General features: G+C 60.4%; 23 protein-coding genes and 1 pseudogene. 10 read left to right on the forward strand and 14 right to left on the reverse strand.

Going from position 1 to position 20,381, the window contains the following annotated elements; translation table 11 throughout:
* Positions 1 to 64 precede the first annotated feature (64 nt).
* Positions 65 to 571, reverse strand: coding sequence for a hypothetical protein (locus PMI27_RS32080; protein ID WP_008156933.1), 507 nt, complete (start codon positions 569 to 571; stop codon positions 65 to 67).
* A gap of 426 nt (positions 572 to 997) precedes the next feature.
* On the opposite strand from PMI27_RS32080, the gene PMI27_RS18845 reads away from it, so the two are divergent.
* Positions 998 to 1,924 (forward strand): universal stress protein, encoded by a 927-nt coding sequence (locus PMI27_RS18845; RefSeq protein WP_008156934.1) that lies wholly within the window; start codon positions 998 to 1,000, stop codon positions 1,922 to 1,924.
* 151 nt (positions 1,925 to 2,075) lie between these two features.
* On the opposite strand, the gene PMI27_RS18840 is transcribed toward PMI27_RS18845, so the two are convergent.
* The gene (locus tag PMI27_RS18840) at positions 2,076 to 2,888 is read right to left on the reverse strand and encodes a class I SAM-dependent methyltransferase (protein ID WP_008156935.1); all 813 of its coding nucleotides are present in this window, start codon (positions 2,886 to 2,888) and stop codon (positions 2,076 to 2,078) included.
* Between the two features lie 50 nt (positions 2,889 to 2,938).
* Entirely contained in the window at positions 2,939 to 3,208 is a 270-nt protein-coding gene (locus tag PMI27_RS18835) for a DUF4242 domain-containing protein (protein WP_008156937.1), read from the reverse strand.
* 181 nt (positions 3,209 to 3,389) lie between these two features.
* Here PMI27_RS18835 and PMI27_RS18830 point away from each other — a divergent pair, with 181 nt between their 5' ends.
* Entirely contained in the window at positions 3,390 to 4,382 is a 993-nt protein-coding gene (locus PMI27_RS18830; RefSeq protein ID WP_008156938.1) for an AraC family transcriptional regulator, read from the forward strand.
* Positions 4,383 to 4,391: 9 nt separating this feature from the next.
* Here the strand turns inward: PMI27_RS18830 and PMI27_RS18825 are convergent, their stop codons facing one another.
* Together PMI27_RS18825 and PMI27_RS18820 are read right to left on the reverse strand one after the other, a co-directional pair.
* Positions 4,392 to 5,603: a cytochrome c biogenesis protein DipZ gene (locus PMI27_RS18825; RefSeq protein ID WP_008156939.1), complete on the reverse strand. Its 1,212-nt coding sequence runs from the start codon at positions 5,601 to 5,603 to the stop codon at positions 4,392 to 4,394.
* Between the two features lie 317 nt (positions 5,604 to 5,920).
* A complete protein-coding gene (locus tag PMI27_RS18820) occupies positions 5,921 to 6,184 on the reverse strand; it encodes a DUF2790 domain-containing protein (RefSeq protein ID WP_008156940.1) in 264 nt (87 codons plus the stop codon).
* Between the two features lie 305 nt (positions 6,185 to 6,489).
* Between PMI27_RS18820 and PMI27_RS18815 the strand changes: the two genes are divergently transcribed.
* Complete coding sequence (locus PMI27_RS18815) at positions 6,490 to 7,230, forward strand: response regulator (RefSeq protein WP_008156941.1); 741 nt, start codon at positions 6,490 to 6,492, stop codon at positions 7,228 to 7,230.
* A complete protein-coding gene (locus tag PMI27_RS18810; RefSeq protein WP_008156943.1) occupies positions 7,227 to 8,528 on the forward strand; it encodes an ATP-binding protein in 1,302 nt (433 codons plus the stop codon). The genes PMI27_RS18815 and PMI27_RS18810 overlap by 4 nt, the downstream gene beginning before the upstream one ends.
* Before the next feature lie 38 nt (positions 8,529 to 8,566).
* Here PMI27_RS18810 and PMI27_RS18805 read toward each other — a convergent pair whose 3' ends face one another.
* From PMI27_RS18805 to PMI27_RS18795, 3 genes are read right to left on the reverse strand one after another with little or no spacing between them, the layout of a single operon-like run.
* Entirely contained in the window at positions 8,567 to 8,977 is a 411-nt protein-coding gene (locus tag PMI27_RS18805; protein WP_008156944.1) for an SRPBCC family protein, read from the reverse strand.
* A 28-nt stretch (positions 8,978 to 9,005) separates the two neighbouring features.
* Positions 9,006 to 9,803 carry an SDR family NAD(P)-dependent oxidoreductase gene (locus PMI27_RS18800; protein ID WP_008156945.1) on the reverse strand — a complete coding sequence of 266 codons (798 nt, stop codon included), beginning with the start codon at positions 9,801 to 9,803 and terminating at the stop codon, positions 9,006 to 9,008.
* 2 nt (positions 9,804 to 9,805) lie between these two features.
* Positions 9,806 to 10,822, reverse strand: a complete 1,017-nt coding sequence (locus PMI27_RS18795; RefSeq protein WP_008156946.1) for an aldo/keto reductase — start codon at positions 10,820 to 10,822, stop codon at positions 9,806 to 9,808.
* A 118-nt stretch (positions 10,823 to 10,940) separates the two neighbouring features.
* On the opposite strand from PMI27_RS18795, the gene PMI27_RS18790 reads away from it, so the two are divergent.
* Both PMI27_RS18790 and PMI27_RS18785 read left to right on the forward strand, forming a co-directional pair.
* The gene (locus tag PMI27_RS18790; RefSeq protein ID WP_008156947.1) at positions 10,941 to 11,840 is read left to right on the forward strand and encodes a LysR substrate-binding domain-containing protein; all 900 of its coding nucleotides are present in this window, start codon (positions 10,941 to 10,943) and stop codon (positions 11,838 to 11,840) included.
* Positions 11,841 to 12,070: 230 nt separating this feature from the next.
* The gene (locus PMI27_RS18785; RefSeq protein ID WP_008156948.1) at positions 12,071 to 12,991 is read left to right on the forward strand and encodes a LysR substrate-binding domain-containing protein; all 921 of its coding nucleotides are present in this window, start codon (positions 12,071 to 12,073) and stop codon (positions 12,989 to 12,991) included.
* Here the strand turns inward: PMI27_RS18785 and PMI27_RS18780 are convergent.
* From PMI27_RS18780 to PMI27_RS18765, 4 genes and pseudogenes are all read right to left on the reverse strand, one after another.
* Positions 12,912 to 13,508, reverse strand: a complete 597-nt coding sequence (locus PMI27_RS18780; RefSeq protein ID WP_008156949.1) for a DinB family protein — start codon at positions 13,506 to 13,508, stop codon at positions 12,912 to 12,914. The two genes, PMI27_RS18785 and PMI27_RS18780, sit on opposite strands and share 80 nt — an antisense overlap.
* Before the next feature lie 78 nt (positions 13,509 to 13,586).
* The gene (locus tag PMI27_RS18775; RefSeq protein ID WP_008156950.1) at positions 13,587 to 14,711 is read right to left on the reverse strand and encodes an NAD(P)/FAD-dependent oxidoreductase; all 1,125 of its coding nucleotides are present in this window, start codon (positions 14,709 to 14,711) and stop codon (positions 13,587 to 13,589) included.
* Between the two features lie 16 nt (positions 14,712 to 14,727).
* Positions 14,728 to 14,937, reverse strand: a pseudogene (locus tag PMI27_RS18770) (MFS transporter); the annotation flags it as partial.
* Between the two features lie 154 nt (positions 14,938 to 15,091).
* A complete protein-coding gene (locus PMI27_RS18765) occupies positions 15,092 to 15,460 on the reverse strand; it encodes a DUF6124 family protein (protein WP_024164559.1) in 369 nt (122 codons plus the stop codon).
* Positions 15,461 to 15,985: 525 nt separating this feature from the next.
* On the opposite strand from PMI27_RS18765, the gene PMI27_RS31265 reads away from it, so the two are divergent.
* Both PMI27_RS31265 and PMI27_RS18760 read left to right on the forward strand, forming a co-directional pair.
* Complete coding sequence (locus tag PMI27_RS31265; RefSeq protein WP_150113523.1) at positions 15,986 to 16,135, forward strand: FAD-binding oxidoreductase; 150 nt, start codon at positions 15,986 to 15,988, stop codon at positions 16,133 to 16,135.
* Positions 16,136 to 16,295: 160 nt separating this feature from the next.
* Positions 16,296 to 16,613 (forward strand): DUF2388 domain-containing protein, encoded by a 318-nt coding sequence (locus PMI27_RS18760; RefSeq protein ID WP_008156953.1) that lies wholly within the window; start codon positions 16,296 to 16,298, stop codon positions 16,611 to 16,613.
* A 52-nt stretch (positions 16,614 to 16,665) separates the two neighbouring features.
* Here PMI27_RS18760 and PMI27_RS18755 read toward each other — a convergent pair whose 3' ends face one another.
* On the reverse strand, positions 16,666 to 17,598 hold the full coding sequence (locus tag PMI27_RS18755; RefSeq protein WP_008156954.1) for a pyridoxal-phosphate dependent enzyme: 933 nt from the start codon (positions 17,596 to 17,598) through the stop codon (positions 16,666 to 16,668).
* A 67-nt stretch (positions 17,599 to 17,665) separates the two neighbouring features.
* Positions 17,666 to 18,457: an SDR family NAD(P)-dependent oxidoreductase gene (locus PMI27_RS18750; protein WP_008156955.1), complete on the reverse strand. Its 792-nt coding sequence runs from the start codon at positions 18,455 to 18,457 to the stop codon at positions 17,666 to 17,668.
* 124 nt (positions 18,458 to 18,581) lie between these two features.
* Here PMI27_RS18750 and PMI27_RS18745 point away from each other — a divergent pair, with 124 nt between their 5' ends.
* Positions 18,582 to 19,529, forward strand: a complete 948-nt coding sequence (locus PMI27_RS18745) for a GlxA family transcriptional regulator (protein WP_008156956.1) — start codon at positions 18,582 to 18,584, stop codon at positions 19,527 to 19,529.
* Positions 19,530 to 19,649: 120 nt separating this feature from the next.
* On the forward strand, positions 19,650 to 20,309 hold the full coding sequence (locus PMI27_RS18740; RefSeq protein WP_008156957.1) for a methyltransferase family protein: 660 nt from the start codon (positions 19,650 to 19,652) through the stop codon (positions 20,307 to 20,309).
* Positions 20,310 to 20,381: the final 72 nt, after the last annotated feature.

Raw genomic sequence — 20,381 nt, forward strand, 5'->3', positions numbered from 1 at the left:
AAAGCGAATACAAAACGCCCGGCTAATCTGCATTAGCCGGGCGTTTTGATGCCTGCTCAGACGATCAGCAAGTGCAGCACATCAGCGGCATGCCATTGCAGCTCATCATCATCGGCATGCTGCAGTCGTTCATCATTTTCATCATCAGGGTGCAGCAGTTTTTCATCATGTCCATGTTCATGCCCGCCATCGGCATGATTTTGCACATCATGCAGTCGGCCATCAGCGTGCATTCCATCACGCACTTCATCGATGGCATCGGCATGCCCATCATCGGCATTGGCATCATGGTGCTCATCATCGGCATGGCCATGCTCGCCTGGGACATGCACATCATGCTCATGTTGCCGCAATGCATCATCATCGGCATGCCGCAGTTCATCATCATCTGCATCATTTCAGCGCTGTTCTTGAACATGGCCATGTCCATGCCCGCCGCCGGCATCATCTTGCACATCATGCCGTCGTCCATCATTTCGCAGCTCATGGTCGCCATCATCATCGGCATGCCCATCATCGGCATCATTGGCATGGTGGTGTTCATCGGCATTTGCATCTGCATGGCATTCATCTTGGTGTTGCTCCCTGAAGGATTGAAGAGTTGGACGAAGCTGATGGAGCGAATTCTAAGGACTGACGCACAGGCGACAAGATGATGATCCAACAGCAAAAACGGATGTTAGAACCGCCCAAGTGCGGCCTTCAGGGCAATCATTGCTGCTGCAACGAGCAGGCCACTGTTATCACGAACGCAGACAAAGTCATGGCGCGGTTTTGAAGGTCATGGATATGCGAACAACAGCTATATAAATAACCGAAAGAAATAATCGATCTAAACAGGATCCGGTTTTTTCAATTCAGATGCTTATCAGGCACCGGCACGAACCTCAGCCAGCACCCGGTTTACGGACGGAAGGTTGATCATGGTCAATACTTAGAGCCTGGATGTACGTCGCACGAGCCGCACGTCGGGCGGCTAATCCACGGGAGGTTCGTCATGTCTGGTCAATCCCGCTTCATGCTGGTTGCATCACCGCTGATGGAGCACAGCCCCGCTTTCGACAGGGCCGCTGCGCTGGCCAAGGCCGAAGACGCGGCGCTGCACATCGTCGCCTTCGATTACCTTGAAGGCCTGGCGACCGCCAGTCTGGTCAACGAAAAGGCTCTGGAACAGATGCGCGTGGGCTACGTCGAGCGCCACCGCCAATGGCTTGAGGAACAGGCCCGCCCTTTGCGCAAAATCGGGGTCCACGTCACCACCGAAGTGGCCTGGGTCGAACGCCCATTGGAAGAGATCCTGATTCACCTCAAAGAGCAGCCGATGGATGTACTGATCAAGGCGCTGGAGCACGAATCGCGGCTGTCGCGGCTGTTATTTACCCCGCTCGATGTGCACTTGTTGCGCGAATGCCCGGTGCCGCTGCATTTCGTCAGCCACGCCGTGCACGCCTTGCCGAAAAAGATCGTCGCGGCGGTCGACCCCTTTCATCGCGATGACCATTACAAAACCTTCAACGACCGGATCCTCCACGAGGCAGCGAAACTGGCGAGCGCCTGTAATGCGGAGCTCGATGTGATCTACGCCTATGACCTTTCATCCATCAGCGCCGACGAATTCGGCTTCGACAACGGTTCGGCGTTCTTCTCGTCGGGCAAGGCCAAGACCGTATTCGATTACCAGGAAGATGCCTTCAACGACCTGGCCGAGCGCAACGGCATCGCGCCGGAGCAGCGGCACATGATCATGGGCAACCCGGCCAAGGTCCTCACCCGCTATGTCGATGCCTATGACATTGACGTGATTGTCATGGGCCGGATCGGCCATCGCGGCATGGGCCGGCTGATCGGCAGTACGGTGGAGCATCTGCTGTACAAAATGCCGTGCAGCGTTTGGGTGGTGTACACCGAGCGGCTGGATGAATAACTGCCCCCCGACAAAACACTACAAACCCTGTGGGAGCGAGCCTGCTCGCGATGGCGGACTTTCAGTCAACATCAATGTTGAATGTAAGGCCCTCATCGTCGGAACGCCGCCCGGAGCAGGCTCACTCCCACAGGGGTTTTGTGTTGCCACGTCAACGCCGGGTGATCACCACCTCCAGGTATTCACTCGGCACCACCAGCGATTTTTCTCCTGCTCTGTTCATGCGGTTAATCAGTTCGGTCAGGTCGTTTTCCAGCGCTTGGGCGCCTTCAGGAGGCAGCGCTGCGAAGGCTTTGTGGACCGGGCCGTACCAGGTGCGGAACGTGTCGATGAAATGCGCGGCCGAGCGGTAACGGAAGTTGAACGTCTTGCGCGCCACCTGGAGCAGAAAGTCACGTTCGTCGAACTGCGTGCGCAGCCAGGCTTCGGTGCCCCACTGCGAAGGCGGTTGAGCGCCCGGCGGTGGCGGCAGGTGGCGGCCGAGGGTCTTGAACATCTGGCCGACAAACCCTTCGGGCGTCCAGTTGGCGAGGCCGATCCGCCCTCCGGGGCGACAAACCCGCGCCAGTTCCGCGGCCGCCTTGGGCTGATCCGGGGTAAACATCACACCGAAGGTCGAAAGCACGGCATCGAAGCTGGCATCCTCGAACGGCAAGGCTTCAGCGTCAGCCACTTGAAACATCACGTCCAGGCGCTCTGCCCTGGCCCGGTCTTCGCCGCGTTCCAGCAGCGCGGCCACATAGTCGGTCGACGTGACTTGGCAACCACGGCGCGCGGCAGCGAGCGTCGCGTTACCGTTGCCGGCGGCCACGTCGAGCACGCGTTCATCGCAAAGCAGGTCGCAGGCCTCGGCCAGTTGCTCACCGACAATCTGCAAGGTGGTGCCGATCACGGCATAGTCGCCGCTGGCCCAAGAGGCCATCTGACGGTTTTTCAAGGCAGTAAGATCAATGGGTGTACTCATGGATTCTTTCTCTGGCGGAGTTGGATCACTGAGCAGTAACCGGCGGACGCTTACTCCGCCGTCGTGGGATCGATAATGCTCATGACCTGGGACACGCTGTTGGCAGGGAAACCACCCTGCCTGGCGTGTTCCCGGATGAGCTCTGCATTCGGCGCGATGTACACGCAGTAGAGCTTGTCACCGGTGACGTAACTCTGAAGCCACTGCACCTCTGGCAGATCGCGCAAGACCTTGCACGACTTTTGCGAGACGGCTTTCAAATCCCTTTCTGACAGTGTTCCAGCACCTGGAATCTCGCGTTCTATAACGAACTTAGGCATGGCAACCTCTCATTCTTGTTATTGATGACAGGGTCGGTTGACCCTGTGTGCCAACTATCGCGCCGGGCAACGCTGGCGTCCTGCCCGATCGTCGGCCAACCCTGCCCGATCGTCCGGAGATTTCACCGTGTGCGGCGACAGGCTCACAATCGGAAGACTCCGCCCGCACGGAAAAACCACCATGGACGCCCTGTCCCAGACGCTGCGCGTCGTCCGCCTGGTCGGCGCGATTTTCATCAATGCCAGATTCACTGCCCCCTGGTGCTACCAATCGCCGAGCGCCGACACGGCGGCGCCGTTTCTGGAGCCCGGAGCCGAACGCGTGGTGATCTTCCACTTGATCACCGAAGGCGAGTGTTTTGTCGAACTGGGTGATGATCCGCCGCTCCTGCTGACGGCCGGCGATGTGGTGGTTTTCCCTCAGGGAGACGCCCATCGCATGAGTTCACAACCTGGGCTCGCGCCGGCCACCGGTGCACGGCTGGACGTGGTGCTGGCGCGCCGTCCACGGCAATTGAGCTATGGTGGTGGCGGCGCGGTAACGCGGTTGGTGTGCGGCTATCTGGCTTGCGATACCCGTCTGGCCGGCATGTTGCTGACCGGGTTACCGGCAGTGGTCCGGGTCAATGTGCGCGGCTCGAATGCCGGTATCTGGCTGGAATCGTCGGTCCGTTATGCGCTGGCCGAAGCGCGCTCGCCCCGCCCCGGCGGCGAAGGTGTACTGGCGAAACTGGCCGAGGTGTTGTTCATCGAGGTGCTGCGCCTGTACATGCACGAACAGGGCGAAGGTCGCACCGGTTGGCTGGCGGGTGTGGGCGACCGGATCGTTGGCGCCGCCCTCAACGCGTTGCACAAAAAACCGTGTCACGCCTGGACGCTGGATGAACTGGCGCGCACTGCCGGTACTTCAAGATCGGTGTTGGCGGAGCGCTTCCAGCAACTGGTGGGGAGTTCGCCGATGCAGTACCTGACGCAATGGCGGATGTTGCTGGCGGCTAACCTGTTACGCAGCAGTAACAGCTCGTTGATGCGGATTGCCGAAGAGGTGGGCTACCAGACCGACACGGCGTTCAGTCGAGCGTTTCGCCGAGAGTATGGAGCGCCACCGGCGGCGTGGCGGCGCAGTCAGGAGAAAAAACCAACGGCCCACGGCGCGCAGCCTGTGAGCCATTGAGTTGAAGGTTTATGCGGCGGGTGCTTTAGCCTCTTCCAGCAACTGCTGAATCACTTTCTCCTGAGTCTCGTAGCGGCCTTCACCAAAGTGGGTGTAACGCACCTGCCCCTTGGCGTCGATCAGGTAGTGAGCCGGCCAGTACTGGTTGTCGAAATTGCGCCAGATCGCGTAGTTGTTGTCGATGGCCACCGGGTAGGTGATGCCGAGCTTTTTCACCTGATCCTTGACGTTGTCGATGATGCGCTCGAAACCGTATTCAGGGGTGTGGACGCCGATCACCACCAGACCATCCTTCTCGTATTTCTTCGCCCAGTCCTTCACGTACGGCAAAGTGTGCTGGCAGTTGATGCAGTCGTAGGTCCAGAAATCCACCAGCACCACTTTGCCTTTCAGCGAATCGTTGCTAAGCGCCGGCGAGTTGAGCCATTCGACCGCACCGGACAGCGACGGCATGGAGCCTTTGGCATTGTCCATGGACGAGTCTGCGCTGACCTTGCTGACGAAGTAATCGACGACTTTCGGCACGGTTTCCAACAGCCCTTTCTCGATGCTGCTGACGCCTTCGGACGAAGTGCCGGCCAGCAGTGTTTTGTCGGCGCCGGTGGAAATCACCGCCGCAGCCGCCAGCACCGCAACACCCGTACCACGACGCAGCCAACCGGTGACTGGAATCGACGACTTCAAGCGATTGACCAGGCCGCGACCGGCGAAGATCAAGGTGCCCAGGGACAATGCGCTGCCCAGGCCGTACGCCACCAGTAACAGGCTGGTTTGAGCGTTTGCGCCTTGCAGCATGGCGCCCGTGAGGATGACCCCGAGGATCGGTCCGGCGCACGGCGCCCAGAGCAGACCGGTGGCAACGCCGATCATGATCGAACTCAACGGGCCGGACATTTTGCGAGTGTCCGGATCGAGACGGTTGCCCAGCGCCACGAAGGGACGGGCCAGCCAGTCACCGACACGGGCGGAAATCAGCGACAGGGCGAACAGCACCATCACGATCAGCGCTACGTGGCGGCCGGTGTTGTTGGCTTGTATTACCCACTCGCTGCTGACTACGGCCAGGCTGGAGATCAGGGCGAAGGTCAGGACCATGCCGCCGAGGGTGAGCAGGATCGAGGAACGTGAGCGTTTAACACCGGCGAACAGGAACGGCACGACCGGGAGGATGCAAGGGCTGAGGACGGTCAATATGCCGCCCAGGAAAGCGATGAGAAACATGGATGTCACCTTGAAAATGGTGGTTAGGATTCGAAATCCACCCCTCACCCTAACCCTCTCCCCAGAGGGGCGAGGGGACTGACCGAGTGGTTTGGTCAAAATTCTGCGACCTGAAAGTCCGAGTCGAACTCAGAATTTGAAAAGCATGGAGATCTGCCCCCTTTCCCCCTCTCCCCCATGGGGAGAGGACTGGGGTGAGGGGTGGCTCTCACGGACACCCTCAAGCAGTCTGGTTATCCAGCAACTGCCCCTGCGGAGTCCTGCTACCGCCAGTGCTTCCTGTTTCAATGGGGATGGGCCATGGGTCAGCGCAGGACTCAGTTATCTGAGTTGCAGGCATCAGCAAATTTGCGATAGTCCAGAACCTGGGTTTTGTTATGGGAATCCAGGTAAGTCAGCTGGGCATCCACAACCCCGCAGGAAGTCGAGTCATCCTGTTTCAGCGACACCACTTTCTTGATGTCCAGGTGCGTGCCGTAGGTGTAGGTTTTAGCGGAGACATCGGCTTCGGCGCGGGCCGACAAGGTGCAGATGTTCAGGGCGGCAAACAGGCAAGCGGCGTAGACGGCTTTGGTGTTCATGGTGGTTTCCTCAAGGCTTCGATAGGTCAATCGTTTAGTGGGCCGAGGCGGTTTGATTTGCCTCGATGGAACCTATTAGAAGCCCGCGAGGTATCCCGACTGTGTCGGGAACAGGCGCGTGTAAATCGGTACGTATCAGAACCGGCCCGGGATACACAGCGATACAAATGCCCTGAAAATGGGTGTTTTTGCGTCCACGTGTATCCACCGACAGGCCAGATACACTGCAATACAAAGGACTGCGGGCGAGCCGGCCAAGGCTCGATAGACTGCGCGACATCCCCCATCTACAGAGGCCTGGCCAAATGGAACACGTCGATCACATTCTCATCGTGGACGATGACCGCGAGATCCGGGAACTGGTAGGCAACTACCTCAAGAAAAACGGCCTGCGCACCACCGTCGTGGCGGATGGACGGCAAATGCGCACCTTCCTGGAATCCACGCCGGTGGACCTGATCGTGCTCGACATCATGATGCCGGGCGACGATGGCCTGATGCTGTGCCGTGAGTTGCGTGCCGGTAAACACAAGGCCACGCCGGTGCTGATGCTCACCGCGCGCAACGATGAAACCGACCGCATCATCGGTCTGGAAATGGGCGCCGACGATTACCTGGTCAAGCCGTTCGTCGCTCGTGAACTGCTCGCCCGAATCAACGCCGTGCTGCGCCGCACGCGGATGCTGCCGCCCAACCTGGTGGTCACCGAAAGTGGTCGCTTGCTGGCCTTCGGGCGCTGGCGCCTGGACACCTCGGCCCGGCACCTGCTCGATGAAGACGGCACGATGGTCGCGCTCAGTGGCGCGGAATATCGGTTGCTGCGGGTATTCCTCGATCACCCTCAGCGGGTGCTCAATCGCGATCAATTGCTGAACCTGACCCAAGGCCGCGATGCCGACCTGTTCGACCGCTCCATCGACTTGCTGGTCAGCCGCTTGCGCCAGCGCCTGCTGGACGATGCCCGCGAACCGGCCTACATCAAAACCGTGCGCAGCGAAGGTTATGTGTTTTCGCTGCCGGTGGAAGTCCTCGGGGCGCCCTCATGAACCTCTCGATGCGCTGGCCTCGCACGCTCGCCTCGCGGCTGTCGCTGATCTTCCTGATCGGCTTGATTCTCGCGCAGGCACTGTCTTTCGGCGCGCAGTACTACGAGCGCTACGAAAGCACGAGGAACACCATGCTGGGCAATCTGGAAACCGACGTCTCGACCTCCATCGCCATCCTCGACCGCTTGCCGGCCGAAGAACGCATGAGCTGGCTGCAACAACTGGATCGACGCAACTACCGCTATTTGTTGAACGAAGGCTCGCCGGGCATGCCCATGAGCGATTCGCCCATGGCGATGACGTCGATCAAAGAGGCCATCGGCAAGGATTACCCGATGACGGTGACCGACATCCCCGGGCCGGATAAACATTTTCAGGTCCACCTGAAACTGGCGGACGGCAGCCCGGTAACCATCGACGTGCGACCCTCGATGGTGCCGTTGTCACCGTGGCTGCCCATCGTGTTGCTGGGGCAACTGGCGCTGATGCTCATCTGCACCTGGCTGGCCGTGAGAATCGCCATCCGCCCCCTCACCCGCCTGGCTCAGGCGGTGGAGACCCTGGACCCCAATACCCACCCGGTGCACCTGGACGAAAAAGGCCCGACCGAAGTCGCTCATGCCGCCAAGGCGTTCAATTCGATGCAGGCGCGCATCGCCGCTTACCTGAAGGAGCGCATGCAACTGCTGGCGGCGATTTCCCACGACCTGCAAACCCCGATCACCCGCATGAAACTGCGCGCCGAATTCATGGACGACTCCGCCGAGAAAGACAAACTCTGGAATGATCTTGGCGAGATAGAACACCTGGTGCGCGAAGGCGTGGCCTATGCCCGCAGCGTTCATGGCGCCACCGAGGAAAGTCGCCGCACCAATCTGGATTCGTTCCTCGACAGCCTGGTGTTCGACTATCAGGACATGGGCAAAGACGTGCAGCTCGGCGGTAAAAGCGACGCGGTGATCAACACCCGGCCGCACGCCTTGCGGCGGGTACTGGTGAACCTGACGGACAACGCATTGAAGTTCGCCGGCGCAGCCGAGTTGTGGGTGGAAGCGAAGGCTGACGGCAGTTTGTCGGTGAAGGTAATGGACCGCGGGCCAGGGATTGCCGAGGAAGAATTGGCCCAGGTGATGGAACCGTTTTATCGCGTGGAGAACTCGCGCAACCGCAGTACCGGCGGGACCGGTTTGGGGTTGGCGATTGCACAGCAGCTGGCGTTGGCGATCGGGGGATCGTTGACGTTGAGTAATCGTGAGGGGGGTGGGTTGTGCGCGGAGCTTAGATTGCCGGCTGCATGATCGTTCCCACGCTCCGCGTGGGAACGATCAGTTCAGCGTCAGGCCGGATAGTTGGCGCGCAGGGCTTCGAGGCCACCCTGATAGATACCGGTAAACAGCGCCACCACTTCCTCGTCACTCACCCCAACAGGTGCAAACCGCCCGGACCACGTCACTCGCGAACCCTGCCCCTGCGCTTCAACACTGATAGTCGCCAGATAGTCAGTCGCCGGAAACGGCGCCTGCAAAATCGAATAACTGTAAGTCTTCCCAGCGTTATCAAACGCCTCCAACCGCTCAACCACCACCGCCCCATCCGCCGTTTGCAGGCTGCGCACCCGGCCGCCTTCACTCAGCTCGCTTTGGGGAATAAACGGCAGCCAGTCCGGCAGCGAGTTAAAGCCGCCAATCAATTGCCAAACCTGATCGGTGGTCGCCGGGATGTCGATGAATGCTGTTGCTGTAGCCATGAAAATATTCTCTCTCAATCAATAAGGTTCAAATCGCCATGCTGTCGACGACGCCGCCGTCGACTCGCAAAGCTGCGCCAGTAGTGGCCGAAGACAGCGGCGAGGCGATATAAGCCACCAGATTCGCGACTTCCTCGACATCCGCCACGCGCTGGATGATCGAACTCGGCCGGGCCTTGCGCACGAAGGCGTCGGCTTCTTCCCGAACGCTGCGCCCGGATTCGGCGGTGGCGCCCTTAAGCATCTGCTCCAGGCCATCGGTCAACGTCGGGCCGGGCAGGATTGCATTGACCGTCACTCCGGTGCCCGCCAGCCGCTTGGCCAAACCATGGGACACCGCCAGGTTGGCGCTTTTGGTGACGCCGTAGTTGAGCATATCGGCCGGGATCGCGATGCCGGATTCCGAGGACAGGAAGATCACCCGACCCCAGCCCTGCTTGACCATGTCTGGCACGTAATGCCGGGACAGGCGCACGCCAGAGATCACGTTGACCTCATAAAACCGCGTCCACTCGCTGTCCGGTGTGTCGAAAAAGTCCACGTCGTTGAAGATCCCGAGGTTGTTCACCAGGATGTCCGCTCGCGGTTCGGCAGCGAACAACACCTCGGCACCTTCGGCAGTGCCGAGGTCTGCGGTCAGGCCACGCAACTGCGCGTCCGGCACGCTCTGGCGAATGCTCGCCAGCGCCTGTTCGACCTTGGCCGTCTCGCGGCCGATCACCACCACCGTGGCGCCGGATTCGGCCAGCGCCTTGCTGATGCCCAGGCCAATGCCGGCGGTGCTGCCGCTGACGATGGCGAGTTTTCCACTCAGATCGATTTTCATGCTCAACCTCCAATGATCGGCAATGGCGCACGTTCGGACACCAGTTTCGCGTCGCGCATCGCCTGCCAGAAAGCAGCGGGAATGACAGCCGACATTGCGGCAACGTCTTCAGCAATCCGGTCCGGACGACTGGAACCTGGAATCACCGCCGCCACGGCCGGGTTAGCCAGGGAGAATTGCAACGCAGCAGCCTTGATGTCGACACCATGTGCGGCAGCGATGCGTTTGATCTGCTCGACTTTATTGATGATCGCCGGACTGGCTTTTTGGTACTCGAAGTGCGCGCCACCGGCCAGAATGCCCGAGCTGTAAGGACCACCGACCACGATCTCGACATTCTGCGCCAGCGCGGCGTCCATCAAGCGTTGCAACGCACGATCGTGGTCGAGCAGTGTGTAGCGACCGGCCAGCAGAAAACCATCCGGCTGGGCTTCGGTCAGATCCAGGGTCAGTTCGCACGGTTCAACCTTGTTCACGCCCAGGCCCCAACCCTTGATAACGCCTTCTTCGCGCAAACGGGTCAGTACTTTGAAGGCGCCGGTGCGGGCCTGGTTGAAGTATTCCAGCCATTGATCGCCGTAGAAGTCCTGGGCGATGTCATGCACCCAGACGATGTCCAGACGATCGGTTTGCAGGCGCTTGAGGCTGTCTTCGATGGAACGCATCGTGGCGTCGGCGCTGTAATCGTTGACGATCTTGTTCGGGCGGCCGTGTTCGAACACACCGCTTTTTTCGCCCAGATCGCGGGCCACCGTGTCTTCGACTTCATCGAGGATGACCCGGCCGACTTTGCTGCTCAGCACATAGTCGTCGCGGTTGTACTGGGCCAACGCGGCGCCCAGACGAATTTCCGACAGGCCCGAACCGTAAAACGGCGCGGTGTCGAAGTAACGCACGCCGGCATCCCAGGCAGCGTGGACGGTGGCCATCGCCTCGTCTTCAGGAATGGCGCGGAACATGTTGCCCAATGGGGCGGTACCGAAACCGAGGGCGCCAGGTAGTTTGTCTTTCAAGCTCATGGGTTTTTCCTCTTGAGTGTCAGGGGTCATCAGAGGTGACCGTTGAGCAGATCCTAGATTGCGATGATCGGACCGTCCAAGACATAATGTGCAGAACTTGAGTCCCTATAGGTCTGACATGATCGACATCCGCCAATTGCGCTACTTCGTCGCCGTCGCCGAAGAAGAACACGTCGGTCGCGCCGCCGAACGCCTGCACATTTCCCAGTCGCCCCTGAGCCGACAGATCGCCCAGCTCGAAGAACGCCTGGGGCTGACCCTGTTCGAGCGCAGCCAGCAACGCATTCGCCTGACCCGCGACGGCCAGACTTTCCTGGCGGAAACCCGTGCCCTGCTGACCCACGCCAATCGCCTGGAATCCTTGGGCAAGCGCCTCGGTCGCGGCGAAGAAGGCGGCTTGTGCATCGGCTACATCGAAAACGCCATGCACGCCGGCGTCTTGCCCAATGCCTTGCGGGTGCTGCGGGTCGACCGGCCGAACGTGCACGTCGCGCTGTACAACCTGAATTCCGCCGAACAACTCGAAGGCCTGCGTCAGCGTAGTCTGGATATCGCACTGGTCAGCGAACCACCCGTCGCCGACGACCCGGACCTGCTGGGTTTTCAGGTGCTGGACGATCCGATGCTGCTGGCCCTGCCCGAGCATCATCCTTTGGCGAACAACCCAACACTGACCCCGGCGGACCTGGCCGATCAGGAATGGATCGGCGTGCAACCCCGCCAGGACGCCGCCAGCCGCGACGACTTCGTCAGCGCCTGCATCCGCGCCGGTTTCACCCCGGACATTCGTATGGAAGCTACCGAACCTTTCACCGCGTTGGGATTGGTGGCGTCGGGGCTGGGCATCGCCATGATCCAGAAAGGTTTGAGCCGTAACGCACCACCCGGCGTGGTGCTGCGGGAAGTGCCATGGATTTCCTTCACCACGCCGCTGTGGGCCGCGTGGCACCGAATCAATTTGCGACCGCTGGTGGAAACGTTCAGGAAAGTGCTGACCGAACCAGGCCCGGCCACATAATCGTCCACTCTACGTGGGGAGCACACAAAACCCTGTGGTGAGGGGGTTTACCCCCGTTGGGTCGCGCAGCGGCCCCAAAACCTGCAACCGCGTTCATTCAGGTAAACCGAGTGCACAGGATTCACGACTGCTTCGCAGCCGAACGGGGCGGTGCGGCGTTCCGATAAACCACTCGCCACAGGGTTTGGTGCTTTACTGAAAAGACCCCGAAATCCTGCGAGTAAACCCGCATGAACCGCAACGACCTGCGCCGCGTCGATATGAACCTGCTGGTGATTTTCGAAACCCTGATGTTCGAAAAGAACCTGACCCGGGCCGGGGAGAAGCTGTTTCTCGGTCAGCCCGCCGTCAGTGCCTCACTGGCCAAGTTGCGCGACCTGTTCGACGACCCGCTGCTGGTGCGTAACGGTCGCGTGCTGGAGCCGACCCAGCGCGCATTGGCGATCCTCAAGGAGTTGCAGCCGGCGATGGACACCATCTCCGGCGCGGTCAGCCGGGCCAAGGATTTCGACCCGTCCACCAGCCGCGATGTGTTTCGCATCGGCCTGTCCGACGACGCCGAGTTCGGCCTGTTTCCGCCGCTGCTCAAGCAAATACGCGAAGAGGCGCAGAACGTTGTGGTGGTGGTGCGGCGGGTGAATTTTCTGCTGATGTCGTCGATGCTGGCCAGCGGGGAAATTTCCGTCGGGATCAGCTACACCACGGAACTGCCGGCCAACGCCAAGCGCAAGAAGTTGCGTGACCTGAGCGTGAAGATCCTGCGCGGCGACAATCGCCCCGGCACCCTGACCCTGGATGAATACTGCGAACGTCCGCATGCGCTGGTGTCGTTTTCCGGGGATTTGACCGGTGCCATCGACAACGACCTCGCGCGTATCGGCCGCTCACGCCGGGTGGTGCTGGCGGTGCCGCAGTTCGCCGGCCTGCGCGCCTTGCTGGCCGGCACCGATATGCTGGCTACGGTGCCGGACTACGCGGCGTGCGCACTGATCGAAGGCAGCAGCCAGCTGCGCGCCGACGACCCGCCGTTTGACATCGTGCTGTCCGAACTGTCCATGGTCTGGAACGGGGTCAACGATAACGATCCGGCAGAACGTTGGTTGCGCTCGCGAATAGCCCAACACATGTCGGCGCCGCTGCCGGGGCATTAATCGATTGGAAAGCAGCGGGGTCGGTCTCGCGCAGGTATACCGGCAAGTCAGTGACCGGTGGCATGACCGGGATCTCGAAATACATCTGGATCACCCAGCCGCGGTGGTAACTGGCGTGGTTGACCACATGCATCAGTATCGCGCCGGCGCTCATGATGCCGCTTTCCCCCGAGACAAAGCTGAACTCGACGGGTTTATCCAGCGAGGCATCGGTCTGCCGTTCGCTCCAGTCGCAGTACCAGTGATCGATGTCCTTTTGCGCCAGGCGCAGCCCGGCGAGGTCGGGATGCAGCAGATCGTGTGAAGTTTTAAAGCCGTGCCCTCGGCCTTCGAGGTGGGCCCGCCAGATGCAGTCCACCACGTAGATGTGGTTCAGGGTGCCGATCATGTTCTTGAACACCGACACGCGCTCTTTATTGACCTCACCCGGTGGCAAAGCGGCCAGGCTGTCGAAGAGGCGTTGATTGGCCCAGCGTTTGTAATCGGCAAGCATGCGGGCAGTGCGTACGTTAATCATTGCAGGTCTCCCATTGTGATGGGCGCACTGCCAAGCATAGCCCTCAGGGCGAGCGGCATTGCAAACGCTGATTACCGGTCACTTCGCGACCTGCGAATGCGGAGTCAGATGGTCCACCACCCGATCGGCCAGCGCGAGGCAACTGGTCAACCCCGGTGACTCGATTCCGAACAGGTTCACCAGCCCCGGCACACCATGCTCGGCCGGACCACTGATGACAAAGTCAGCCGCCGGTTCGGTCGGCCCGGTGATTTTCGGGCGGATGCCGCTGTAGGCCGGTTGCAGGCTGTTATCGGGCAATGCCGGCCAGTAGCGCCGGATCGCCTCGTAGAAGCCATCGGCTCGGTGTGGATCCACACGATAATCGACCTGATCGACCCATTCGACGTCCGGCCCGAAGCGCGCCTGGCCGCTCAGATCCAGCGTCATGTGCACACCCAGCCCCGCACTTTCCGGGGCCGGATACACCAGATGCCGGAATGGCGCCCGGCCGCTGAAACTGAAATAGCTGCCCTTGCACAATCGTGCCTCGGGAACGTGCTGCGACGGCAAACCTTCAATCCGGTTCGCCACCTCAGGCGCAAACAATCCGGCGCAATTGATCAACTCGCGGCAGCTCAAGGTCATCGGTTGGGCGCCGCCCATCTGCAGTTCGAAACCTTGCTCGGTGCAACGGGCCGACGCCAGCGGCGTATGAAAAACCAGCGACGTGCCGCTGGCCTCCGCATCCGCCTGAAGCGCCAGCATCAGGGCATGGGAATCGACAATCCCGGTGGACGGCGACCAGAGCGCAGCGACGCAGGACACTGCCGGTTCAAGTTCACGCGCCTGATCGGCATCAAGCCATTGCAAGTCATCAACGCCGTTTTTCCGGCCCTGCACCAGCAACGTCCGCAAGGCCGCGCACTGACCGTCATCGGTGGCGACGATCAGCTTGCCCAGGCGCCGATAATCGACGCCACGCTCATCGCAAAAGGCGTAAAGGCGTTGCTTGCCCTCCACGCACATTTGCGCCTTGAGACTGCCGCTCGGGTAGTAAATACCGGCGTGGATCACTTCCGAATTGCGCGAACTGATGCCCACGCCAATGCCCTCACCCGCCTCGACCAGGATCACTTCCCGCCCGCTGCGGGCCAGGGCTCTGGCGACCGCCAGCCCGACCACTCCGGCCCCGACCACCACGCATTCGATATCGACGCTCACCTGCCCTCCGCTCCTTTCACGCCAGCCCTCGTTCCCGATAATCGATCAGGCTGGAGAATATCGCCAGCAGCATCGCCATGACCACGAAGAAGATCAGCACCAGGAAATACGACCCGGTGAACTGCACGATCAGCCCGATCAGGATCGGCACGATCACCCCGGCCATGTTCCCGCAGAAGTTCATGGTGCCGGCCAGCACGCCGGTTTTCGAGGTGCCGCCGAGCAGCCCAAAATCGGCCATCGAGTACTTTCTGATACACCGCGACAGCTTTGCTGGGGCTGCTGCGCAGCCCAACGGGGGCAAGCCCCCTCGCCACAGAGTGTTCCATCAGAAATAAGTGTCGTGAGGGAGCACGCTCCCTCACGGGCGCGCCTGGCTGCTACCCAGGCTTGTGGTTATCCAGTACCCGATTGACCGCTAACTCACCCAACATGATCATCCGCTGCAGCACCAGCACCGTTTGCCGTCGCGGGCCGTCCGTTACGTCGGCGAGATCGTTGACCATGGCGCTGGCTGATGCCAACGATTCACAGGCCTCGACGAGCAACGTTTCGTCATCCACCGCTGCGTCGATGGTGAAAATGGTGCTGGGCTTGCGGGGCGGTATCTGCGTTTTCGACGCCCCGGGGTTGAGGTAGAAGCTGAGTGCGCGGTCGGCCGCCTCTTTCATTTTCTTGGGGTCAAGATCAAGAAAGGCGTCGTAGGGTAACGGACTGGTATTCGGGGGGTTGGGTGTGACTTTGAACATAGATGAAAACTCCTTGTTGCAGATTTTAAGGAGCCATCACCCTCGCTACCAAACGAAAGGTGGTGGCCATACGCGGGTTGGTAGACCGGCTGCAACAGGAAACCCGGCGCTCACAAAGGAGCCCCACGCATGACCACCATAAAAGCAGAGTCCCAAAAAAGAGACGGCATAAGGTGTTGCCATACGACTGTTGCAAGACGGGCTACCAAACCCGATCACTGTTTTTCAGTGACCAGCAAACGATATAGCCCGCCCCACAGCCGCACAAGCCGGCGGATTCTGGCGTACGCGTAGGTAACGACGCAAGGTGTTGTAGCCGCTTATGACGTAACACCGAGTGTCTTTAAACGCGTGTCGTTAAACAGGATTATGCGGTGTGCCGGCTGACGCCTTCGCGAGCAAGCCCGCTCCCACAAGGGACCTGCGCCGGCCACAAATCCTGCGAACGGCACCACACAAATGTGGGAGCAAGCCTGCTCGCGATGGCGTCTGCACATTCAACATCAATGTGGGGACCGGATTTACTTGACCAGTTCAGGACCGCGGCTAATCTCCGCCTTCAGTCACCAGCACCTGGGCCTGACGCTGGCCGGGGTAACAGGTCAGTTGGTCGCCAACTGCATCGCCGGCAAGGCACCCCAATGGCTGGACAGTTTTTCAGTGCGACGCTTCTGAGCGGCGCCGAGATCATCGTGTGTGCAGCGAGGGACTGAGTTTTTTTCAGAGGCAGGCATTGGACTGATCACGCAGCGACAGGGAACTCCTGACGACCGCCACGCATCCTAGACTATGAGGTACTTCCTTTTTTTGCTTCATGCTTTCCGAGGACACCGTCATGCGCCGTCTGATTATCATCTCTTCCCTTTTGCTGTGTTTACCCTTCGGCTCCGCTATGGCCAAAGTGGATGCGGGCGATGTCGCCACGTCAGCCGGGGTTTCCGCATCGCTGTACTCGACCTTCAAGGATGACAAACGGGTGATTCCGGCCCGGGATGACGCCTCCAGCTTCATCGCCAGTGGCGGCGCGATTCGTGGTGTTTATCTGGAGTCGTACTTAAAGCAGATTCGTCAGGAACATCCCGGTCTCAACGCCAGCGACGAAGACCTGGCCAGAGCCATCCTCGTCCAGGAAGGCGTAGCTGCAGGTCAATAAAGACTGAAAAAGTAGCGGTGGGGCTCGCAGCACCCGGATAGCGTTTGCAGCCCTACCTTGCTTCAGCACTCGTGGAGAGTCGCGCCCAACCCGCCACCAGTTGCGCGCTGATGCTCACGCCGCCGCACACCACAATCACCACGTCATGGGCTTCGGCAATCGCCGGATGGTCCAGGTAGCCAATTGCCAACGAAACGCCGCACGCCGGTTCGACCAACTGACGCAGGTCGTTGGCGTAACGCACCACGCCCATGATCGCCTCGTCATCGCTGAGCACGACACATTCATGCGGGAAATCGAGGATGTGCTGCACCGGCCAGGCAGCCACCAAAGTAGCGCCGAGCGACTTGGCGACCGTATCGATCCGGGGAAATACAACCGGATGTCCGGCACTGACAGCGGCGGCAAAAGACGCAGAACCCTGGGTTTCACACGCGATGATCCGGCAGTCCGTGCGCTTGTGGCGGATCAATCCGGTGAGAATCCCCGCCAGCAACCCCCCGCCCCCTACCGACATCACAACTGCATCGACCTGAGGACAATCCTCGAGGATTTCATCGACCATTGTGCTGTGCCCTTCCCACAGTACCGGGTGATCGAAGGCTGGCACGTATTCGGTGTCCGCACCCTGCGCGAGTTCTTTGGCCCGTAGATTGGCTTCGTCCCAGACCTTGCCATGGACGATCACCTCGGCACCGGTTTTCCTGATCCGTGCGCGGGTGGTTTCCGGCGTGGTGTTCGGCACCACAATGCAGGCTTTCAACCCCAGTCTGGCGGCAGCCACGGCGGTGGCGAACCCGGCATTGCCGCCGGAAGGACAGATCACTTTGCGTTTCCCTTGCGCCGCCGCCTGGCTGCACAAGAGCCCTATACCGCGAAGTTTGAATGAGCCGCTCGGTTGCAGGTTTTCCAGCTTGAGCCAGATTCGACGAGATGGGGTCGACAGGTCTGGATGCAGAATCAGGGGCGTTCTGATGTGAAGCATGGTGGTGCTCCTTAAGGGTGAACGGTCCTTATCCAAGCTTAGTTCACCCTGCCCGGAGGCTACCGATTCAGCGATAACGCGGTGCGGCCGTAGAGTTGCCGAACAAGCCTGAAAGCCTCTGGCGCTGGGCTTCGTAGGTGTCCCACTGGTCGCCTTGGTGCAGGCCCGGAATGGTCACCACTTCGCCTTGCGCCAGACCCATCAGCGCGGCGTCGACCATGTCCTGGGCAGACATCACGATCTCTTGCGGCAGGTTTTCCACCGGGTTGCCGGCCTCGCTCCAGAAGGCGGTGGCGGTGGCGCCGGGCAATACGGCCTGGATACGAATGCCTTTGTCGGCCAGCTCACGGTGCATCGATTGGCTCAGGCCGAGGACAAACGCCTTGGATCCGCCATACACACCGTTGAGAATTTCCGGCGCAATGGCAACGATCGAGGAAATGTTGATCACCGTCCCGGTGCCACGAGCAACGAAGCCTGGCACCACCGCGTAAGCCAGGCGCATCAAAGCGGTCACGTTGAGGGTGATCATGTCTTCCATGTCATCCACCGGGCTGCCGAGCAGCGGCATGACAGCGCCGACCCCGGCGTTGTTGACCAACAGGGTGATACTGGCGTCAGCGCGTAGAATTTCCTCGACCCGCCGCACGTCGGCCTTGTCTTTCAAATCGGCGGCGACCACTTCCACAGCGCGACCGGTTTCGTTACTCAAGTGGTTGGCCAGGGCGTTCAGTTTCGCCTGACTGCGGGCGACCAGAATCAGGTCGTAACCCTGCCGGGCAAGACGGTCGGCATACACCGCGCCGATGCCCGAAGAAGCGCCAGTGATCAGAGCGGTACCTTTGGATGAGAGAGCCATGTCAATTTCCTTCACAGTGAGGCGATAACTTCGCCGGGTGTGAATCGTTATAAAGGGTCTAACGCTCGTCTCAAATGACGTTTAAAGTACGTTTTTCGGACATGACCTTTTTGAGGACATCTCAATGACTTCCGTGGCGTTTGTAGTGTTTGAAGGGTTCCAGTCCATGGCACTGGCGGCCATGCCGGTGTTCGAGTACGCCAACTTCAGCGCTGGCGAAGCGCTTTATGACGTCAGCGTATTGTCCGAAGACGGCCGCACATTGCGCGCTTCCGGCGGGCTGAGCGTCGGCACCGAGGCCTTTGGTGAGCGGGTGTTCGACACGGTGATTGTGGTCGGCGGCGATGCCATCCTCGAGCAGGCACCCGAGGGCGTACTGACTTACCTGCGCGACAGCGTTAAAACCGCCCGGCGCACGGCGTCGATCTGCTCCGGGGCGTTCGTCCTGGCCCAGGCGGGATTGCTCGACGGACGGCGGGCCACCACCCATTGGGCTTATGCACGGGAGCTGCAAGCGCGGTTTCCGTCGATCAAGGTCGAAGAAGACCGCATCTACGTCGTCGACGGTTCGATCTGGACCTCCGCCGGGATGACTGCCGGCATCGACCTGGCGCTGGCCATGGTGGAAAAGGATCACGGCGCCGCACTGGCCCGTTCCGTGGCGCAGAAACTGGTGATGTACCACCGCCGCGCGGGAGGCCAGTCGCAGCACTCGGCGCTGTTGGAACTGGAAGCGAAATCCGACCGCATTCAAACCGTCCTCGGCTATGCGCGAGAACACCTCACCGAGACGTTGTCGGTGGAGCAACTGGCGGACGTCGCGCGCCTCAGCCCTCGGCAGTTCAGCCGGGCCTTTCGGGCGGAAACCGGTCAATCACCGGCAAAAGCCATCGAGAACCTGCGCCTGGAAACGGCAAGGCAGATGCTGGAGCGCGGGCGCCTGACCCTCGATCAGATCGCCGAAGAGTCGGGTTTCAGCGACTGCCGCCGCATGCGCGAAGCCTTCCTTCGGGCGTTCGGGCAGCCGCCGCAGGTGATTCGGCGGAATGCCAGGGCCGACACCGCCACGTAGGAGCTGCCGCAGGCTGCGATCTTTTGATCTTGATCTTGATCTTGAAAAGCAAAGTCAAAAGATCGCAGCCTGCGGCAGCTCCTAAACTGAACGGTGTCAGGTCCGTTTGTGGAGGTGCAGATGAAAATCTCGGCCAAACTGGCGTTTTTCGCCATTGTTTCCACCCTCGCCTACCTTGGGCTCGCGGTGTGGGGGCTTGGCGGGTTCTCGGCGTTTTTCTCTCATGCACCGCTGGTGGTTATCGTGCTTGCCACGTTGGTGATGGCCATCGCGTCCTTGTTCACTGAGGTCAACCTGAGTTCCGGCGAACGTGAAGACCGGGCCAATCGTTGGGTGCTGCCGGCGTTCGGGGTGATTGGTTTATTGAGCGGGTACCTGCCGGCCTACACTGACCGGATCGATTTCTGGACCTTTGGTGGCGAAGGTGTGCGCTGGCTCGGGGCATTACTGTTCATCATCGGCGGCACGTTGCGGCTGTGGCCGGTATTTGTGCTGGGCAAGCGTTTCAGTGGACTGGTGGCGATTCAGCCGGGGCACACGCTGGTCACCGACGGGATTTATCGTACCTTGCGCAACCCCAGTTATCTGGGGCTGATGATCACTGCGGTGGGCTGGGCGCTGGCCTTTCGCTCCGGCGTTGGCCTGTTGCTGGCCGCGCTGACGCTAATCCCGCTGATCGCCCGCATTCACTCCGAAGAAGCGCTGTTAAGGACGCAGTTCGGCAGCGAATACGAGGCTTACTGCGCCCGCAGTTGGCGGTTGATTCCTGGGGTTTATTAGCCAATTCACCTACCCCCTGTGGGAGCGAGCCTGCTCGCGATAGCGATCTTTCAGTCACATCAATGCTGAATG

The organism is Pseudomonas sp. GM41(2012) (assembly GCF_000282315.2).
In the GTDB taxonomy this organism is placed as follows: domain Bacteria; phylum Pseudomonadota; class Gammaproteobacteria; order Pseudomonadales; family Pseudomonadaceae; genus Aquipseudomonas.

Excerpts from the sequence above, each read along its gene's own strand:
- PMI27_RS32080 (WP_008156933.1), bottom strand. The coding sequence starts at position 571 with ATGAATGCCATGCAGATGCAAATGCCGATGAACACCACCATGCCAATG.
- PMI27_RS18845 (WP_008156934.1), top strand. The coding sequence starts at position 998 with ATGTCTGGTCAATCCCGCTTCATGCTGGTTGCATCACCGCTGATGGAG.
- PMI27_RS18840 (WP_008156935.1), bottom strand. The coding sequence starts at position 2,888 with ATGAGTACACCCATTGATCTTACTGCCTTGAAAAACCGTCAGATGGCC.
- PMI27_RS18835 (WP_008156937.1), bottom strand. The coding sequence starts at position 3,208 with ATGCCTAAGTTCGTTATAGAACGCGAGATTCCAGGTGCTGGAACACTG.
- PMI27_RS18830 (WP_008156938.1), top strand. The coding sequence starts at position 3,390 with ATGGACGCCCTGTCCCAGACGCTGCGCGTCGTCCGCCTGGTCGGCGCG.
- PMI27_RS18825 (WP_008156939.1), bottom strand. The coding sequence starts at position 5,603 with ATGTTTCTCATCGCTTTCCTGGGCGGCATATTGACCGTCCTCAGCCCT.
- PMI27_RS18820 (WP_008156940.1), bottom strand. The coding sequence starts at position 6,184 with ATGAACACCAAAGCCGTCTACGCCGCTTGCCTGTTTGCCGCCCTGAAC.
- PMI27_RS18815 (WP_008156941.1), top strand. The coding sequence starts at position 6,490 with ATGGAACACGTCGATCACATTCTCATCGTGGACGATGACCGCGAGATC.
- PMI27_RS18810 (WP_008156943.1), top strand. The coding sequence starts at position 7,227 with ATGAACCTCTCGATGCGCTGGCCTCGCACGCTCGCCTCGCGGCTGTCG.
- PMI27_RS18805 (WP_008156944.1), bottom strand. The coding sequence starts at position 8,977 with ATGGCTACAGCAACAGCATTCATCGACATCCCGGCGACCACCGATCAG.
- PMI27_RS18800 (WP_008156945.1), bottom strand. The coding sequence starts at position 9,803 with ATGAAAATCGATCTGAGTGGAAAACTCGCCATCGTCAGCGGCAGCACC.
- PMI27_RS18795 (WP_008156946.1), bottom strand. The coding sequence starts at position 10,822 with ATGAGCTTGAAAGACAAACTACCTGGCGCCCTCGGTTTCGGTACCGCC.
- PMI27_RS18790 (WP_008156947.1), top strand. The coding sequence starts at position 10,941 with ATGATCGACATCCGCCAATTGCGCTACTTCGTCGCCGTCGCCGAAGAA.
- PMI27_RS18785 (WP_008156948.1), top strand. The coding sequence starts at position 12,071 with ATGAACCGCAACGACCTGCGCCGCGTCGATATGAACCTGCTGGTGATT.
- PMI27_RS18780 (WP_008156949.1), bottom strand. The coding sequence starts at position 13,508 with ATGATTAACGTACGCACTGCCCGCATGCTTGCCGATTACAAACGCTGG.
- PMI27_RS18765 (WP_024164559.1), bottom strand. The coding sequence starts at position 15,460 with ATGTTCAAAGTCACACCCAACCCCCCGAATACCAGTCCGTTACCCTAC.
- PMI27_RS18760 (WP_008156953.1), top strand. The coding sequence starts at position 16,296 with ATGCGCCGTCTGATTATCATCTCTTCCCTTTTGCTGTGTTTACCCTTC.
- PMI27_RS18755 (WP_008156954.1), bottom strand. The coding sequence starts at position 17,598 with ATGCTTCACATCAGAACGCCCCTGATTCTGCATCCAGACCTGTCGACC.
- PMI27_RS18750 (WP_008156955.1), bottom strand. The coding sequence starts at position 18,457 with ATGGCTCTCTCATCCAAAGGTACCGCTCTGATCACTGGCGCTTCTTCG.
- PMI27_RS18745 (WP_008156956.1), top strand. The coding sequence starts at position 18,582 with ATGACTTCCGTGGCGTTTGTAGTGTTTGAAGGGTTCCAGTCCATGGCA.
- PMI27_RS18740 (WP_008156957.1), top strand. The coding sequence starts at position 19,650 with ATGAAAATCTCGGCCAAACTGGCGTTTTTCGCCATTGTTTCCACCCTC.